This window comes from Nocardia sp. NBC_00416, assembly GCF_036032445.1.
In the GTDB taxonomy this organism is placed as follows: domain Bacteria; phylum Actinomycetota; class Actinomycetes; order Mycobacteriales; family Mycobacteriaceae; genus Nocardia.
The window spans coordinates 496,985-516,793 of the sequence record NZ_CP107932.1 but is presented as its reverse complement, the minus strand read 5'-3'; the positions used below and the strand labels follow the sequence as shown (position 1 = coordinate 516,793).

The window sequence follows — 19,809 nt, the reverse complement described above, 5'->3', positions numbered from 1 at the left end:
TGCCGTGTTCCGGAAGTTTCCGGGAGTCGATGAGCGAATCCGGACGTCGCGGGCTGTCGGCGCTGTTCTGGTCCAAAAGCAATCCCTACGGCAGCACACCATCCTGGACCTCACGGGCGAGGGCTTGGTCAAGGTTCTCTCGGGTTCGAGTTCACCGCTGGGTGACAAACCCCCCTCTCAGACGCGCTCTGAGGCCTCTGCGGCCAACCCCGGCCGGCGGACAGGAGCCTTCAGCGAGATAGAAACCCAGAGATGGAAACCGGACCAATAGGCATCGACCTGGTCAGGATCGGTTAGTTGCGAGCGTCTTTCGTGGGCATCCAGGCGCATTCGATCCCGCTGAGTCGTCCGGATTCGCCGCTGAGAATGACCTCGCCGGACGGCCTGGCGGCAGTATCCGCGACGCTCCGTTCGCCAAGATCCCGTCCGTCGCGCGGCCCGCGGCAGGAACTCCTCAGCCTGTCACTCGCAACTCTCGGCATAGCTTCGGTGCGCTGTAAGAGGAGATCCGCGGGTGCGCTGGAATTCGGCGCGCCTGACGGCTGGATCGTCGCCGGACCGGGCGACTCTCTCGACAGATTCAGCCGCCCGTTTTGAGCTGGGGATATTGTCGAACAGATGCTGGTCGTCCGAACTCGTGATCTTGGAGAGATTCTCGCCGCTCTCGTTCTTTCACCGATGGGGAATTCCGCTGGTGCGTAGGTCCAACTCCACCGGCGGGAGGCCGTTCGTCATGCGCGCCTCGAACCGAGCGGCATATTTCGTCCGTTCACGCAGCCGCTCCAGGATTTCCTCCTCCCATTCCGGACCGGATGGCGCTTCGAGGGCGGTGTGGACGGCCTGTGATGCTTCGTCACCGAACTGGTCCACAATACTGTTCGACCACGACCGTACTTGGTCGTTGATTTCCAGTTCCCGCCGCACCGCAACCATCAAGGGAGTATCCCCGGTCCGCATCATCTCGTCTACCGGCGAACCTCGCCATAGGCGCAGCACTTGCCGCAGCCACTCGGCTGTCATCTCGTCGGTCCGCCCCTTCGGGGCCATCTGGATCGTTGCCGTCGCCCAGTCGACGAGGCTTTCACCCACATACGGCGCCAAACGCTTCGATTGTTCCTCGGGTTGCACCTCGGGGTGCTTCTCGACCTTTTCCTCGGCCTTCTTTTCCTCGGCCTGCGCTGTCTGATCCACCTCCCGGTCGGTGAGCAGGTACGTTCGCTCCGATGCTCTACGGAGCATCTCGCGCACCTCCTCGGTCGACATTTCCAACTGTCGGGCCAGCGCTTCAGCACCGCGCTCGGCGAACTCGAGTACTCGCTCATTCCACAAAGCGCGGCCGGGAAAGAATTCCGGTCGCGGCTGCACTGATGGATGGGCCAGCTTCTTGATTCCGCGCGGGTGACGTTCTTCAGCCTGCTGCTCGGTGTCCTCGTCTGGAGCTTGCAGAACACTGTCGAGTACACGCCGCGAGTCGTCGGGAATCGCGACACCGGCCAACGTGTGACCGGTGACAATATCGGCGACCAGGTCCCGGAACAACCTGTCATTCGCTCGCACGAGCCCATCCAAGATTTGCCCGAATGGTTTGGTGGGCCCAACGATGTCACGGTTCATCAATGCATTGAAAATCCGGTCGGCCTGCGTCGTCTTGTCGGCGTGCTGGCGGTCCACCCAGGCCTGGCCCACGCCATTGATCACAACGGCACCCATGTATGAGGCATCTGCGCCACCGGATCCACCTTCGCCGCGGCCGGCGAGCCCCCCGTTCGCCCCGGCGCTGCCCGTCGTCACCCCTATGTCGAATCCACGCGCGCGCGCCGACATCTCGCTGTAGGGAGACCCGTGCCATTCCGCGAACCAGTGGCTGAGCAACTTACGTAGTGTCTGCCTGTCCTCGGGGTCGTACACAATGTAGGTTCCCACATCGGCGTATTTGTCAGGGTTTGGCATCACAAGGGTTCCAGCGCCCGGAACACCCGGTATGATCTGCAGGAACTCCCGGCGCGGCGGCAGTTTTTTGCGGCGCGCGGTATTCACTTGAACGATACCGGAGGTGCCGAGCGGAATCACATTCACGGCGTACTTGTCCTCGGCTACCGCCTGTTTCAGGACTTCCAGGGCCTCGCCGACTTGCTTCCACGGCTCTTCGGGGACCTTCGCGGCACGGTCAGCCCATTTGTCCGCGAGCTCTCGAAGCCGCGGTTCGTCCGGGTGTGCCTCGGCAAGCCGGTGCAGCCAATCCTTGGTTCTCTGGATTTCCTCGTAGGTTTGGAGGAGTGACTTTTCCCAGATATCGGTCAACGTACGGGCGGTGGCGACAGTCCCGGGGGTGTAGGCGCCCGCTCGATCGTTAATCGTGCGCCGCTCCTCCTCTTGATTGTGGATCACACCGAGACCATCATTGCTGACCGTGATCCCCCCGTTCGCGAACTCCCGGAGGGCGACCGCGGGATCCCCGCCGAGAAAGGCGATCAGACCGGGCCCGATATCCTGACCGAGGGCCCGCAGCGCGCCCCGGTGGATCAACTGCCCTACCGGCAGCCCGTGCATCACCCGCTCACGAGCGAGCACATCATCCAAGGTGCGGTGCAGTTTCGCCAGGTCAGCCTTCGGCGGATGTCGTCGCCACTGTGCGGGCAACCGGATATCGATGAGGCGTTCCCGGTACCGTTTTTTCAGCCTGCGATGGTAGTCGGCACCCGCGAAAGACACCAGCGGCACATCGTATTCCCTGTCGGGGTTGACAGAAATTGCGGCATACAGGACCAGCTGACGTCCGTCCCGCAAGGTTGTACGAATAGTGGCCAGTCGCGCATCGTCGGCGCCGCCCGCCACCTTTTTCATCTCGACGCCGGCAACCTTATCCATAGCCGTCTCACCGAGGACCTCGATCTTGAAATCAACTATCTCGTCGTGCTTTTCGGCCCATTTTTGAACGGATTCACCCACAACGGCGAGCACATTCTCAACGGATGTGCGCAAATCCTCGGACTCGGAGTTCATCGGCATGAGGGGACTCAGAATCTCCCGCTTCTGCTCACGCTGAGCCCAGATCAGTTCGAGCAAGTTCCGACTCAGAGCCGACCCCATACCGGTGGTGAGGCGGAACCCCAACCGCTCGTTCATCTCGTAGAAGGCGTTCTTCCGATGGTAGATCGCTGCCGATTCGGCCCACATGTCAGCGGGGATCGCACCGAATTCACCCCCTGCCCGCCCTAGGATCAGGGCCGCAGCCAGCGGTCCGACACCGAGCAAGTTCGCAAACGCCACGGTGATCGGAGCATAGAGGAGACCGTTGACGATCGCTGGTTGCTTCGCCCGCAACCGCCTCCCGGGCATACCGGCATACGCGCTGCCGACCGTATTCAGAGAAGAGAAGAACAGGCCGTAGAAAACTCTCTCCAAGTGCTCGTCGGTGGCGTAGTACAGCTCCCGCGAAAAGCGAGCTGTGAGGTCGAACTCGTTATGATTGTCGTTATTGTGGAATCTGATGTAGCTATTCGCCACCTCGCCGACCTCGAGTTTGTAGGAAAGCATCACGTTCTTCATAACGTCGTTTCCGACCAGCGGGAATTCGAACCTGCCGTTCTCCTCCTTCGGCAACGAGGTGCCCTGCAACGCCCCCAGGTGTAGGCTCGCCCAGTCTCCGTCCGCCATAGACTTCGGGACCAGCCAGCGCCAAGTCCCCTCTTCCACCGACTGCCGGAACGAACGCATCAGGCCCTCCGCGCGTCGCAGGAGTTCTGCCCGCTCCTCTTCCGACAGCTGCGCGACATCCTCGCGTGGCGGCTTGTGCTCCAATGGTTTGAGGCCCAAGGCTTCCCGCGCCCGCCCCAGTATTCTCGCAGTCCGGTATTGGTCGAGAGCATTCTCCCGCGTGGACGGCCCCGTTCCACCCGCAGTCGCGGCCTCATAGAGTTCGGCCAGCGTCGCCCGCTCAATTTTCTTATTGGCCTGCGCGTAGTCGGTGACCATCCGACCGCCGTGGCGCACAGCACTACCCGCCAGCAAACCGGCCAGCGGCCAGCGTACGGAGCCGAGATCGAGATCCAGCAACGCCGCCAGTACGGCGCCCATGAAGATTCCGCCGGTCTCCGCGGCAGCGCTAATCATATTGCCGAGCACAGTATTCTTCGGCGGCGGCTGCCGTGGCACATACTCACTGATGAGTTTGCGCATGTGCTTGTCGAGTTTCTCGCGGATCTCCTCCCGGCCGGCCTTCTCATCGACAACCAAGACATACTGCTCTTCGTGGATCCAATGTCCGCATACAACCACATCATCCGGCAGGTCTGCTGTCCGCAGCTGCACCGTGGGTCCCGATGTCCAGAACACTCGGTTCAATAACCACGACACCTTGAATACGGTGTTCTCCCTCGGATCCAGGGCACGCTGCGGATCTGGCTTCGGATATCGGCCGAACGCATGCGCAAGCATGGTCACCGGCCGCAAGTCGGTCCAGAAGGCCCGGGCCTTGGTAACCACGCCGAAAGGGGATTCGATACCACCGAGATTCGCCTCGAGCACCCATTCGATCCCATAGGCCAACGACCGCGACGGATGCTGCCCGAGGCCACGGTAACCTTCGAGCCAGTCCACCATCCGCGGAGTGAACCTCTTCAGCCTGATATCTTTCCCTGCTCGCAGGCACCGGATGCGCTTTTCGGCGTCCTTTCCCGACACGGTGTTCAGCCGAAGGCCGAAGTCCCAACCCACCGCCTCGCCGTCGATAACCTCGCTCGCCTCGCCACCTACCAGCCGACGGATCCGAACTTCGGTCTTCGTCAGTTTCTCGATCCACTCCTCGACCCGCGCCATGTCCACACCGCGGCCCGCTTCGGGCAGCGAGGCGATGTGGGCACCGAATTCTTCGGCCCACCGTAGATTCACCCCCAGGGCCGAATTGAGATTACCGACCCATGACTTGTTATCTGCGAGCGCATCGGCCAGCTTCATAAGGATGGGCAAATCCTCTTCAGGACCCGGCCATTGATCGGGAGCCGCCGACGCCCGTACCCGCGGGAGGCCGCGGATGGGGCCACGTGGCGCGTCGCCGCGATCGATCAGCGCGGCCCGGTTTCTGCCTGGGATGTACTTCTGCATCGGGCTTCCGGTGCGGCCGAAGACGATTCCGTGCACCGCGGTGATGTCCAGCTGGCCTCGCTGATGCAGCCACACTGCGATCTCGGCCTTGCCGACCCACGTGCGGTTGCGGCCGTTGACACGCTCGAAGACCACTACCTGGCTGCCGACCTCCTTCACCCCGAAGGCGTGGTCACCGGCCCCGCCGAAGGACATCGCCCCGGCGACGGCCCCGCCGTGGTCCTGCACATGCTGAATGACATCCTTCAGCGAGCGAAAACGCTCTCCGCCGGAGAGCCAGTCGCCTCCCACTGCCCGCGCCAATGCCTCCTCGCCTACCCCGCCCTCGGCGTCGTCGGCGACCAGGCCCGACCCCTGCCACACTCCTTCCGCTTGCTCGACGAATTCCCGAATGAACGACACCACCGGCGGAGCGCAGTCTCCGAGCACTGTCCGCCGCTGCGGCCGTCGATAGACCGCGCCGCCGTCGAGAAGCATCCCCGGGCGATGGTAGACGGGAACGGCCCTGCCCTGCTTGTCGATCGCGATGAGCTCTCGCAGACCGGACACTCCGGATTCCTGGTTCAGCAACCGGGTCAGGGTGTCGAGATCGATATCGCTGCCGCCCGTATGGAGTACGAGTCGGCCGCCCCGATTACCAGCGACCCTGGACCGGATCGCGTCCAGCAACCGGGGCAGGGATATGTCGTTCTCGGGCGCGTAGAAGTTGAATTCCCGACCCTCGATCAAGAAGTTTCGGTCAGGACGGCGCCCCCGCCGCTGAGGATGCTGCACGACCCGGTAGCCGGCCTCGGCCAGCGCCTCGACCGTCTCGTCTTCCCACCGGTACCTGCGTCGGTTGCCTGGGATCGTGTTATCGCGCGGACGAGTCGGCGCCAGTAGTTCCATGTTCTCGGCCGTGTCGACGAGACTGCCGGTGGGTTCGATGGGCAACTCGGTGTCCCCCGGGTTGGCGGAATCCGCCCGACTCCGGTGATCCGGGTCTGGGTCTGCCAGCACCGGGGCATCCGCAGCTGAACTCGGATAGAGGCGGACGACATTGTGGTACTGGTCGATCACGATGACTTCCCGCAGCTCCGGGATGCCCGGGTTCCCGCGGAGCCGCGTGTCCAGGGCAGCGAGGTCCACCACGCTGTCGGTTAGGTTCACCACTACGCGGTCCGTCTGCCCTTTGTCGATCTTCGCCTCGATCCCGCTGAACACACTGTCGACAGAGTCCGAATCCGGTGAGTAGACATCGAACACCATGCCTTCCACCAGCAGGTCGGGATTCTTGTCCGTGCCCGGAACAGTGGGGTTCTGCTCGACCCGGAAACCGACCCGTGCCAGGATCTCGGCCGACTCGTTCTCCAACGCCAATCGATGTTCATTCGTCGCGTCGACGTTCACGTGCGCGAGGGTCGGTTCGCCGGACGGCCTGGCGTGAGCATCGATGGGGCCGGACGGCTGGGTGTGCGCTGGGCTGGCATCGGGGACAGGCGCCTGCGAGGTCTCCGGTTCGACGCCGCCCACGTCCATCCGGGCGCCGATCGGGGCTGTACCGTAGTCGGGGCCAGGCACCGCTTCCGGGCGACCTTTGGCATCCAGCCGCTGCACGGGCCCGTCCGCGCGGAGCTCGCCACTACTGCGCGGCTTCGGGGTAGTTCCGTCGCCCGTACTGTCCCTTGAAGTGCTCGCCTCGTGCATGGCTTGCGTGTGCTGGGGGCCGAGTGCTTCGAGTGCGCCGATAGTCGAACGGGCCGGACCCACCCTCATCGCGTTGCCCAGGTTGTCCAGGAAAAGAGCGTCGACCTGCTGTCCCATCGATTCCCGAGGAGGCACAAAATTGGGTTTGAATACTCCCTGGTCGGGATCACGTAGTTCTATGCGAACCTTGCCGTTGCCGGTTACTCTTCGGATCAGAAAATAGACGCGTCGACCACCGCGGGCACCCGGCTCGAACACCAAAGCCCCGATGTTCGCACCACTGCCGGGCTGCTCGGCATCCATCACCTTGCCTCGGGCGCGCAAGTGCTCGGCCACCGTGTGCGCATCGGGGAATTCGTGTGTTTTCCCGTTGAAAGCCTTCTCGTAAGTTCTGACTCGGAGGCCGTACAGCTCGATCCTGCGCGGAATCTTGATATCGGTTCGCTTGTATTCGGTCCAGACATCCTGCAGCACCAGCAGCCCGCCTGGAATGCCGAGCTCGTGGGCCCAGTTCGACCGGGCGGGGTGGCCTCTGGCCAGGTGGTCCAGAGTAGGCGATGTTATTATTGCCCGAGGCCTCGAATTCCCGGCTTGCCGCAGTAGCCGGCTCAGGAAGCCCGACGGGGTTGTATGCCTGTACCACTGCGCCCATCGAGCCAACGTGATTTCGGGGCTTGAACCATTATCAACTATGTGCCAATGAGTAAGTCGTGACGGATCGGTCAGCGGCAGTAACACATCGTGCGCTCCGCCGATCCCGCCTTCCGCCAATGCCTCTTCCAGCTTTAATCCCTTGTTCGGATCCCCATCTATGTGACCATATTCCGGAATATTCTTCAGCCATTCTTCGACCATATGATCCGAATCCGGAATAACCCCGTTTTCAACATAGAATCGATGTCCGAATGCGAGGATCTCAGGCAAACTCGGACTGAGCATGCCATAGATCCCGCGGTCCGCGACATGATTGAATTCATGGCCAGTAACATGATAAATAGCCCGGTGTCGCACCAACGTCCCCCAGAAATGGGATTTCAAGGCCCGGAAGTGGACCCGTTGCATTCTCGCCGGATTAGCAACCGAATCCGGATCGAATACAATGATCTCGACCGAATATCCCCTCATCCCGTAACTGCGCACTTCAGCCAAACGCCGGTCGGACAAAGGTTTGAATGTCAGGTAGTACAGGTTGTACCGGGTGCCGTGTTCGGCAATATTGTCCCGCAATGCCTCGTCCACCGCTTCGAGAACCACTGCCGAATATGACTCGTCCTCCCACCCGAAGATCCGGATGTGGTGGTCGTCGTACAGCTTTCGGACGATGCGCTCTTTATTGTCGTAATTCGACAACACGTCGGGTGGCGCGGACACCAAGGCAAGCGATGCATCCCGCCGTGTCGGCTCGTTGAAGTACGCCCAGGTCTCACCCCAGCGTTCGACACCCCACCGATCCGCCGATTCTGGCCGAGACACGATGTACTTCCATATTTCTGTCGATATATTCAGATCACCAGAAAAATCTTCACCGAGTTGTGGCCGGTGTTGATGCCATCCAACCGATATATGCAGCGAACGATACCCGTCATCAGTCATTGATATTCGAATCAGCACCTCCGCAGCTACATCTCCCTTTTCGGCTCGTTCTCGCCCTTCGGGCCAATACTGCAGCCAATATCCTTCTATATATTCCAACACACCGCGTGCACCATCACGCACCATTGAAATTGCCGCATCGGTCCGGTTGGGATCATTCCAACCCAGCTCCCGCAGCTTCTCCTTCAGCACTACCGCGGTAGCCTCGACATAGGCCATATCGCCGTGGAAGAATCTGAAGGTAGCATCAACCAGATCCCGGGAATTTCCACTGTCGTCCAGCCGTTCCCGCACAGTCTGCACTGCCTCGTCGAGTGGGGCAAGATGAGAAAATGTCGACGGATAGTAGTCGATATCTCGCTCGCTGCGGCGCATACTTTCGATGTCCGACTTGATACCCCGCACCAAACTTTCCAGATCCTCGAGGAGCTCAGGATCGGCAATCGGTAGCTCGCGCAATCGTTGCAATTCCTCATCGGCATGTTCCACCGACAGCAGCGCGATCGGATCGGCATTTGCCCGGGCCGCGAGCACGTGCAAGTGGTTCGCCCCGTCCACCCAGCCCTTAACGGAGGACTGATAGTAGCCCCACAAACGCGCCAGCTGCAATGACATATCGGAATCGGATATCTCGCCGAGAAATTGACCCAGCCGCATTTCCACACGGGTGAGCTTGTGGTAGCGGCGCGTCTCGACTTCCGCGATCCGCACCAACCCGAGCTGATCCGGCATGGTCAAGTCGGACGCCAGCCGACGGAAAGCCCCCTCCGCACGCTCCGTATCGCCGGTGATCAGTTCTTGCACATCAATATTCGCGGCAGCAGCCAACGCCGTTAGTTCCGCCAATACCGCGTCCCGCTGGTGGACCACTTTCCTGAGAGTGAGATTGACATCCTCCCACCCCGGCGGCCTCCTCAACTGGCCCGCTGCAGCGGGCGCCGTACCTTCGCCGCCCGGAGCTTGCTGCTTTCCGGGCGCCCGACGGGGCGGCAGGCCGACCTCGAACTCGGGTTCGGTACCGTCGGCTCGTTTTTCAGCGCCGCGGCGGTCGGACGGCTGGCCCGGACTCCACGGCCGACCGCTGGCGGCGTGATGAAAGACCTGCCACTGCTCAGGCACCCCTCGCGGTGTGAACGGCACCCGCCGCGGAGCGCCGCGCCTTTCCCGCGCATTCGAATCCAGGCTCAGCATCTCCGCCGCATACTCTTCGGTCGTGCCGAAGCGGCCATTGTCGGGCAACGCGCCGATGGGGCCGGTCGGGGCGGCCCCGGCCACTCGTCCTGAGCCCTCGACGAATCGATGTTCCGGCTCTCCTGTGACTTTGATGACAACACCGAAGACGTCGGTGACGCCGATATCCCGGCGGGACCCCAGCCACTGCGCTACCTCAGCTTCGCCGGTCCAGGTCAGCTCTTGTCCGCGAACCTTTTCGCGAACCACCAGCTGGCCTTTTTCGTCCAGCTTCACCCCGAACGCGTGCGCGCCCGCATCGCCGAACTGCATCGCACCCACGACCGCGCCACCATTGTGGTATACGTGGTCCAGCACGGTCGCCAAACCGGCTGCGCCCTGGCCGAAGGTGGTCTTGTGCCATTCCGCGCCCAACGCCCGCATGATTGCCTCTTCGCCCACGCCTTGCAAGTCGGTCACCGGGTTGTCCGCCAGCCCTGGCACATTCATCGGTCTCTTCGTGACGTCCTCGATGAACTCCTGCACGAACCGCACGACCGCCGGCGCGCAGTTCATCGGCCCACCCCGCAACAGCTCCGGAACTTCACCTTTCAACGGGGGCACGTACGCGGCAGTATCCGGTACCGGCCGCGCTGCCGGCGGCACATAGGACCGCGGCCAGAAAAGTTGGATGTTCTCCGGAAGAGCGGGAAGTAAATGCCGCATGCTGTCCGCGACCCAGAAACCGAAGCGGTCGATGCCGGTTTCGATCCGGGCCGACAGTTGTTGCTCGGCATGCCGCACCAACAACGCGTGGAGAACTCGCTCTCCGGCGGTAGCGTTACCCGGATCGATTTCCACCGAGGCGAACGCCTCCGGCAATGCCTCGAGGAGGTTCAAGGACCCGTCGGGGTGGAAGCTGTACCCGCTGAACTGACGGTTCAGCCACTGGGTGAACCTGACTTCGTCTACCATCTCGTGCGTTGCCCGGAAGTGGTCGAACAGCGCGTTGTGGCCATCCACATGCGCTCCGCCCATTCCGGCGATGTACATCGAGTGCCCGAATTCGTGAATGATGAGCTTGTACACCATTCGGTGGATATCTCCACCTCGGGATCCGGCATCAATCTGTTCGGCCACCAGATGTCCGGGCTCGGGACGAATCGATTCCGGATTAGTGGCAAATCCTTCATCCAACGTGATCTGACGCGTAAAACCAGCTTCGATAGGCGCTACGGAGTAAGCGGACGTCATATAGGTTCGGGCCACCGTACCCTTGCTTCGCAAGGGGTCGATGGTGATTTTCCCGACTCTGGTATAGGGATACTTGGTGAGCATGGTATCGACCGCCCGGGCGAACTCACGCAGCGTCGTGAGGTCGACATTCGGATTATCGAAACCGGACACCCCGACAGCGTGTTTTGCCGACAATGCGCCCGCGATCTGCGCGGCCCCATGATATGTGTCCCACTCGTCGGCGTCGAGTTCGACGGGGTCACTGCCGCCGGTGTGGCTCGATGATCCCGGATCGGTGCCGCCCTGACGGCGTGGTGTGTGCAAGTTCCGCATGAGCATCTCGTGCGCTGCCTTCGCCGTCGCAGTCGCGGTCGACGGATCCGCTTCGACCGCAACGAAGGCTTCGATGATCGCCTTGGGCATGTCGACCGCAGGCGGATCGGCCAAGTGACTGTGTTTGCTGAATTGGCGCAACAGCCACGCCGCGTAATGATTCGGGTCGAAAGACGTGCGAGCGGCTTCGTACAGCTTTCTCAATTCAGTTGCGAACGGGAATCCACCCTTTGTATGGAGCAGAATGCGGCCGAACTCGGCAACGACAGCACTGTAGAGCGGCCTGCCGGAGAATCCCGGCCGCGGCCCGAGTTCTGGGTCCCCGTCCCACACCGCGCGCAATCTATCCGGTGCGGTGGCGAGCTCGGCACTCAATGTGATGGTGTCGAACTGAGTGCCAGATTCTCTTGCGGCAAGCGCACAGTGGCGTGTGTCCCTGAGTTTGCCGACTCGAATTTCCCGCAACGGGATCTGCGGGTACTTGCTCAACATGTCGTCCACCGCCCGGGCGAACTCCCGCAGCGTCTCCAGGTCGACATCCGGATTGTCGAAACCAGTCACCGCCACGTGATGTTTCGCATTCAATGCCTCGACCAATTCCGCGACAGTCGATCCACTCGCGAAGTCTGGAGGCTGGTACCCAGTCGTACCCTCTACAGCCGCAGCTTCCACGCCGAATCCACTCAGCATCGCCAATCCGGCGTCCAGCTCACTGTCGAGCCTGTTCAACTCCAGCTCGAGTACGGCACGGTCTGTCGCAGCAACCAGCATTTCGTCGAGACCGTGCAGCTTTTCGACCGCTTCGCGGAGCGGGTCCTCTCGCGGTCGGTTCTCGTCATGCAGCTGCAGCAGCAGTTGCCGCACCTGGTCGCTGGTGATGCTGCCCGGCAGCACTTCTCGGGCGCCGTCGGGTGCCACGGTCAGCTCGATGACGCCCTCGGGGCCGACGACGTCCGACAAATTCCGCCGCGCCTGCTCACGCAACCGAAGCATGTTCCGTGGCCGCTGCTCGATACGCCGGAGGTCGGACCAGCGCGCCGAGTTCGCTTTGGCGAGGTCGGTGAACCGATTCACGGCTACCTGGACGCTACTCGCCACCCGGTAGCGCTCCGCTGCCAAGTCCTGCAGTGCAGCGACCCGGGCGGTAACCAGCTCCAGCTGCGCACTCGCTCGGTTGAACTCCCGCAGCCCGGGCACCGACGAATCGATTTCCCGACCGGACTGCGCGAGGTGCTCGCGTCGGATATCGCCGAACCGGACTGCTGCCACCGCGCGCCGAGCGCCTGCCCGACGCACTGCGGCCTCCGCCGCGTCGACCCGCCGCGCACGCTCGTCGGCAGTGATCATGCGTTCCAGAAGCTCGATCGTCGTGTCGAGCCGAGCGCAGTTCTCCATCGCGGCACGCTGCTCATCGCCGTACTTGTCGACATACATCAACTTCTCGAGGCGCTCCGGGGTCAGCTGCGAAGGGGCCAGCTCGAGTAATGCCGCCGCCTCTGCGATCGCGTCGCGATGCAGTTCCCGCAGCCGCTCGAGTTCACCACGCCCATTCGTGAGATCGACTTGGACCTCTCGATCCACCAGATCGACTCGAGCGGAAGTACGTGCCTTCACCGCGTCATACCCGAACCTGGACAACTCACGTCCCAGCACATCATTGTCTTCGACACGTTCCGCACTCGGCAAGCTATCGGTAGCCGCGGCCAGCAACTCGTCGAACCGGCGGTTGACGAGCAGCCGCCGCGCATCTCGGTCGATTTTCTTGTCCTCGGTGTCGAGCATCAATCGCGCGTCGGCGAACTCGATCACCCACTCGGCTATTTCATGACCCTTGCGCTGCTGTGGGTCCAACCCGATCTGATCATCGGCGGACTCGATATACCCGGATGCCAGCTGCACCAGATCCGCGTCGGGAAGTTCATGTACATCCTCACCCGTCAGCAACCGCAGCTGGTCTCGCGCATCGTCTCGCATCTCGCGCCAGCGCTGGATGGTCTGCTCGGCCTGCCTCTGGGCCCCCAGGTCCGGCTGGTATTTACCGAAAATCCTGATAGATCGATTGTGAATTCCGCGAGAAGGCCATAGGACGTCCTCATCTTCGACGTCCTGTACCGCTTGTGCCGACTCATCGAGCTCAGCAGCCTGGGCGGCCAGCCGGCCGAACTCGCCGACAGACCCCACACCCTGTTCGGATCGCGCGGCCGCCTCGTACAGCGCGTACTCCAGGGAACGAATCCGCTGGGCTCGCAGCTCGAGCCGGTTGATGTTCTCGAGTATTTCGGCAACTCGATACAACCAGACGAATGCCGCCGCGGCGGCCGTCAAGGATTCTGTTTTGGGCTGCTGCGCACGCAGATTCCCGATCTGCTGTTCGGTCTCCAGCTCGCCGATCAACTGTCTCGGAGAAATTCCCATCGCCGCGGCCAGAACGTCACGGCTGCGCTCGAGCACGCCATAGAATTCCTCCCACGTCACGGACCCGAACTGCAAGAGCTCCGGGATGTTCACCTCCTCGCCCAGGCTGGCAAATTCCTCGCGCACCTGACCACGCAGCACGCGCACCGTGTCGTCAGAGCTACGCCGCATCACGGCAAGCCGTTCACCCAACACGGCAGTGCCATCGGGAGCACGAGGCATTTGCGCCGCGCCCATATTCGCTATCGCGAATGCCGCGCCCGGCCTGCCGCGGGTGCGGCTGTTCTCCCCGAGCGACACAGCCGCGTGCCCATCAGGATTGATGACTATGCCGTGCAACCCGACCACACCCGACAACCCCTGGCGCCACGACTCGAACGCCACCGCCGGCCGCTCCCCGTCGCGCACCATGACCAGACCGCGCTCCCGGTAGATCGTCACGGCGTGCGCACCCACCACACCTGCACGCTGGAAACCAGCGAACGCCACCGCCGCGATCATCACCCCACCCTCGGGCACCGCAGCAGCCAATGCTTCGAAACTCGCGAACCCATCGGGATTCCAGTCCGCACCGATCAGCTCCGCACCGCGATTACCGCTGACTCCACGCTCCGGCACTCGGGCCAGTTCCACTATCGACAAACGATCGCGCAGGTCAGCGATCAGCGTGGATTCGGCGTCAGGGTCTTGCTCCAGCGCGGACAGTACCCGGGCCAACCCGAATCGGGCGGCCTGCGGGAAACAGTCGTTGGCAACGCCTTCCACCCGATGCAAAGGATCCCAGCGCGCTACCCCCGGACCCGGAGCTTCGACGTCGCCGCGGTCGCGATGCGCTGCGCGCGTCTTGTCGTCCCACGCATGCGACACCAGGTCCGGATCAGCCGGCGGGCTCTCGTCGAACTGCTGCTCCGGCGAGGTGAGGTCGTCCACGATCTCATACCGTTCGGCCACACCTCGATACATCGCAGCCACATCATCACCGTGACTTGCGAGCAAGGAGTCGTCCACCACCCGGACACCAGCGATCCGCATGCCGGCCACGGTTTCGTACAACGAATGATGTTGTGGAATTACGAATGCCATCACCGCTCCGACAAAGTCGTGCATGGAAGCATCCGGTGGTCGCAGCCAGGCGAAGCGAGCGACCATCCGGGCCGCAGTGCCTGAAATTCCGGTCGCAACAGGGAAGCCGCGCTCAATCGCAACCTCGCGGAACCACTCGTTACTGGTCACGAAATCAACGCGTGCTGCACCCGGCAGCCACGTCAACGGCACGGCGTACCTCTCGGGATCGAGCCCCAGCGCGGTTTCGGGGTCGACCACCTCTCCATCGTCGTGATAGACCAGAACACCCTCGACAACAGCGTTCCCGACATCATCTCGCACACGTCGGCTCCGCTCGTCGTATACATAGAGCGGCAGGACGTGACTCACGGTGTCGTCCTCGACGCGGAGCCGGGCCTCCAGCGCCTCGATATCGACACGACCCCGATCATCGCGTGGAAGTGGCGCGTCGAGCTCCAACCTGCTCTTGCGGAGCTTCTTCAGTTCTCCAGGCACTGCCTCCAGTTCTCGCCGTGATAATGGCATTCCCAGCAGGCGCCAGTCCTGGACGGTGAGGCTTCGGCGTATTTGTTCACCATCATTACGTTCGTGTCGCGCTCGGCCACTTTGACGGAGGTCGTGTATCAGCCTCACTTCTTCCTCGGTGCTACGAGCCGCATACCGCCTGATGGACATATCTTGTGCCTGGATCTGCGCGTGCGGATCCGCCGTTGGTATCGACTCACGCAACCCCCTCAGCGCGACAACATCAAGCCCCAGCTCAGCTGCCTTCGCCTCCCAATTCTGTTGGTTCAGAAGCGCCGCGAGACCTTCGTCCAACGTTGTGCCGGAAGGCCAAGGCTCCTCCAGCTGCCGGTTCCGGATGATCGCGTTGAGCACAGCGGACATCAGCTCGCGTAGATTTCCGTGCCGCCGCAGTTCGTTCAACGACACAGAGGGCAATACCATGCCGCTCCAATATTTATTGGTGTGCGCGTAGAAGGCAGCGTCAATCTGCTCTGAGGTCGCCTCGGGGTGCAAGGCGGTGAGCACCTCGTGCAATCGATCCAACATTGCGACTGCCGCACGCCTACTCTCCGGTCTGTGGTAGAGAGTCCGCGCCAGTACGACCTCATCTCGCACGCGTCGCTGCCGCCAGCCGTTTTCCGCGGTTTCCTCGGCGATCTGTGCATGCGCCTCTGGATCGACTCCTTGGCTGGCGGGGCCGGGATCGTAGTCCGAACGTGGTTCGGTTGCCGCCGCATGGGTCTGGTGGTTGAACCGGTCCTGCCAATCGTGGAATGCACGCCACTGTTCTGGAACGTTCCTCGGCGATTCCGGTGCCGGCTGTGGAGCTTGGTCCCGGTGCCGGACGGGACGGTCGAGTTCTGCTGCTAGTTCGTCGGGGTTGGGGGGCATTGGGTGAGGCTTGCCGCTGCGGGTTGTTTGCGGGGTGCTGTTCTGGGCTGGTCTGGCGCTGCTAGTGCGCAATGGGTCATGTCGATGCTGTGCAGCGTCTGCTGGGCTCGTGTCCTCTTCTGGGGTCGTGTTGCGGAAGCCGCCCAGTAGGTCCTGGGCTTCCTGGAGCTTTTCGGATATCGCAGACGCCCGGCGAACCACCGCCGCCAACCTGCGCAGCGGCTCGTCACGCCCGCCCTCGCTCAGCCGCGCCAGCTCTGCTTCGAAATCTCCGGCCAACAACCGGTCCAGCCGCGCCCGCTCTACTCCGACCGCCAGGGTACGAATGTCATCGAGCGCCCCGACCCAGTCGGTAACCGCGCCCCGCAGCGCCCGCACCAGCTGAACCTGCTGCAGCGGAGACAACGCGGGATCCGGCAGCTCGGCCGACGCCTCCGGCAGCAAACGCGTGGTCTGCTCCACCTTGTGCAGATGAGCGACGTGGTCACGCACCCGCTCCCGTACCTCGAGCAGGCGCACCCGATCCACGACGGTCATCCCACCAGCGATCGCGGGCTCGGGCAACCCATCCAGAGCACGTATGAAACGATCCGGGTCGCGCAAAGCGTCCGCCAGGTCCGGCTCACTCATCCCGGTCGCGCGCGCGACATCATAGAATCGCGATAGGGTCTCGCGATGTTCGGTACGTAGCCGGTTCAACGAATAGTCCAATTGTCGTTTCAGCCGGGCTTGTTCATCCGCGTTGAGGATCTGCGCTGCATTTCTGTTCTCTTCATCGTCATCCTCGATGACATTCAAGACATACGGGGTCATCTTCGAGCCGTCCGACCGGATCGAGGTGACCCAGATCTTCTTCGTCACGTCCGGGATCGCATCCGGGGTGAAGACCTTCTTCAACCCGGTCGCCGGTTCGACGACCAACACCACATCATGCTCGACCGACAGGTGCACCACGTGCCCGCCGACGTTGTTCTTCCCCGAAGTATCGAAGGCGAACACTGTCACCAAGGTGCCACCCTCACCCAGAATTTTCGTCTGGTGTTCGAGCTGATGGAACGGCGACATCTGGTGCCATTGCTCGGGAGTCATCTCCCCGACATCTCGAGACAGCTTCAGCAGCCGGTCTCTTTCGTCGCGGGCCTTGGTCTCCAGCTGGTGCTCACGCTCTTCGGTCTGCCGCTGTTCGATCCGCTCGAGGTTCGCGGCGCGATCTTTCAAGTTCTGGATACGTTGCTGCAAAGCTTGTTCGGCGGTCTGGCCAGTGCGCGCGGTTATTCGATCCAGCTGGTGGCGTATGCCGACAGCGATGGGCTGCCCGTCCTGCAGCTGCTGCAGGACGGTCTCCAGCCGCACCTGCGTGCGGCTGATCCGCCTGGTGCGCTTGATCTGGCGCTCATGCTGGGCCCTCTTCAGGCCCTTGGCCTCATCACGTAGTCGGCGACGCTCGGCTTGAGCCTCGGTGTAGAGCCGCTTCGACTCCAACGACGGACCAGGTGCCAGATTGCTCCCAGATCGGATCAACTCCGCACCGATCAGCCTTTCAAACTCGGCAGACCCCAAACCAGCCGGATCGCACGGCCCAACCGGTCGGATGCCCGCAGTCGGGTACTGCACCGCCAACACGTTCGTCGACTGAACAGCACACTGACCTGCCAAGACAACGTTATCCGCACCCGGACCCCCGGCTGCCGCATTATCCGAGGAACTCGAATCTCCAACGCTTACGAGGTTATTAGGCGTCTCATCCGCTGTCCGATTGCCACCATCGGTGCCCGAATCAGCCTGAGGCCCACCCTCTGGATCCGGCTTCACCGCACCATCGGGTTGGGCCGTTGCGCCGGCTTCATCCGCATGGGTTCGGGTCTGCCGAGGATCTGCTGCCGACGTGCTGACGTGGCCCGAATCCGGTTGTGTGGTGGAGAAGCCGGCCGGTGACCCGGGGCCAGTGGCCGACATATGAGGGTCAGCCTTATCAGCGGTCCTGCGGCCAGGCAAGCCAGCTGCTTGTATGTCTGCGACGAGCCCGGAGCTCTCGCTCATGGCATTCCGGAAGGCAACTCCAGCATCGGAAGAGGCGGCCCCTCTGGTTCCGCTGCGTGCCGTCCCGTGCGGTTCGGTACCTGAGACGCTACCCGCACCCGAGACCGCCGCCGGTGTAGTAGCAGAAGGCGTTGCAGCAATAGGTGGTGTGCCGGATATATACGAATCGGAGGCGGGAACGCCGGGGCTCTGTGGGATGAGCGGCTCGCCGACAAGGGCCGCGGGCGGAGGGTCGGTGCTGATCGTATTTCGCCCGCCGACCGGGACGGGGTCGCTCGCCGCGGTTCTGGTGGGTTCACTGTCCGCTCCCGTGACCTGCTGCTGCATTCCCGTGCCCGATACCCCACTGTGCGTGGCTGCCCCCGCTGCACCACTCGTCGGTGCGGCATCGGTGTCGGCGGTTGCGGCGAATGCTGCCGTCGTAGGACCAGTCGCGGTCGGCGCCGTTGCCTGCGAGATGTCCGAAGACCCATCCGTGGCCGTATTCGACTGCGCTACTGAAGCATCGCCCGCATTCCTATCGGTATCCATGAGGACGGGACCGGTCACGCCAGGGGCGCTGCCGCGGCCCTGATTCGCGTGCGCCGCCTCCGCCGCCGCCCCGGCAGCCCGGCCGCTCCCGACCACACTGCCGGCCGCAGCTGCCGCGCGCGCCGGATCAGCCGAGCGGGAGCCGGTCCCGCTCCTGGTCGCGCTGCCATCACCGACCTGGGGTTCCCCCGGCTGCCCGGCGACGAGCGTGAAGTCGCTGCGCCGCATCCGCTGGCCTTCGCCGACCCGAGGCCTACGCAGATTGCTCATCGCCCCCGGGACAACACCATTGGCGACAGCGCCGAACCAGGCATACCTATCGGTCTGCCAGTTGTCGTAGATAACCCCGTTGGCGACCATCGCCCCTGCCTGACCGATGATCCCCGCGCCACTACCGACCGCAACACCGGTTCGTATCCGGTCCCAGAGACCACCACTGTCCCAGTGGAGCTTGCGAGTCAGGTTCTCCATACCTAACCCGCCGACCCCACCAAAACCGCCACCAACGGTGGAGATCGCCATAGTTTGTGTAATGGCATTCCAGTCCAGGCTGTCTTGATAACCCTCACGAATAAGCTCGCCCTGGACGATTGCCTCCTGCCCACCCCCTTGAAGTAACTCTCTAACCGCTTCCGTCACCCCGCGCTCCACAGCTTCGACCACCACTTTGCTGGTGATCCCCCTGACCAGCCGCGAGGTATTCTCGATCCCGATCCTCGCGGCCATACGCGCCAATATTTCCGCGGTTTCCTGCGTAACCCGCGAGGCCAGCCAACGGAAGAAAATACGGGTCGTCGACACCGCATATGCCTGCCTCAACGGTGCACCCGGACCCCACAGGCTGCTGCCGGCGAACTCGGTGCCCAACCAGATCAACCCGAAGATGCCATTCAGCTTCGCTGAGACAACCTGACCGCGGTAACTGTGGATCCCCCTGGCCAGCTCACCATAGCCGTCGGCAACACTTTCACTATGCGAAATTATCTGGGCCAGATATTCGTCGATGCCATCCGCGCCGTCACCCTCCGGGTATGCCCGACGCGTCCTATTTCGCGCCATGGCCATCGCCGGAATCACAATACTGTCGATTTCCCGCCGCAGATACTCGAAACCCTGCTGCACCTCGCCCGCATCGTTTTCATCGATCGACGGAAGCTCGACACCGACCAGATAGCTGAGCCACTCCATCCCCGGAGGGGGAAACGGAATACCCACGTCAGATCACCCGAACCCCAGCGG

At 62.6% G+C, this 19,809-nt stretch carries 1 protein-coding gene; it reads right to left on the bottom strand.

The window, feature by feature from the left end; translation table 11 throughout:
• Nucleotides 1-672: 672 nt before the first annotated feature.
• Entirely contained in the window at nt 673-19,758 is a 19,086-nt protein-coding gene (locus OG804_RS02415) for a hypothetical protein (RefSeq protein WP_328393384.1), read from the bottom strand.
• Between the last annotated feature and the right edge of the window lie 51 nt (nt 19,759-19,809).

What these genes read in the sequence shown, in the direction of transcription:
- OG804_RS02415 (WP_328393384.1), bottom strand. Translation starts at nt 19,758, where the DNA reads ATGGAGTGGCTCAGCTATCTGGTCGGTGTCGAGCTTCCGTCGATCGAT.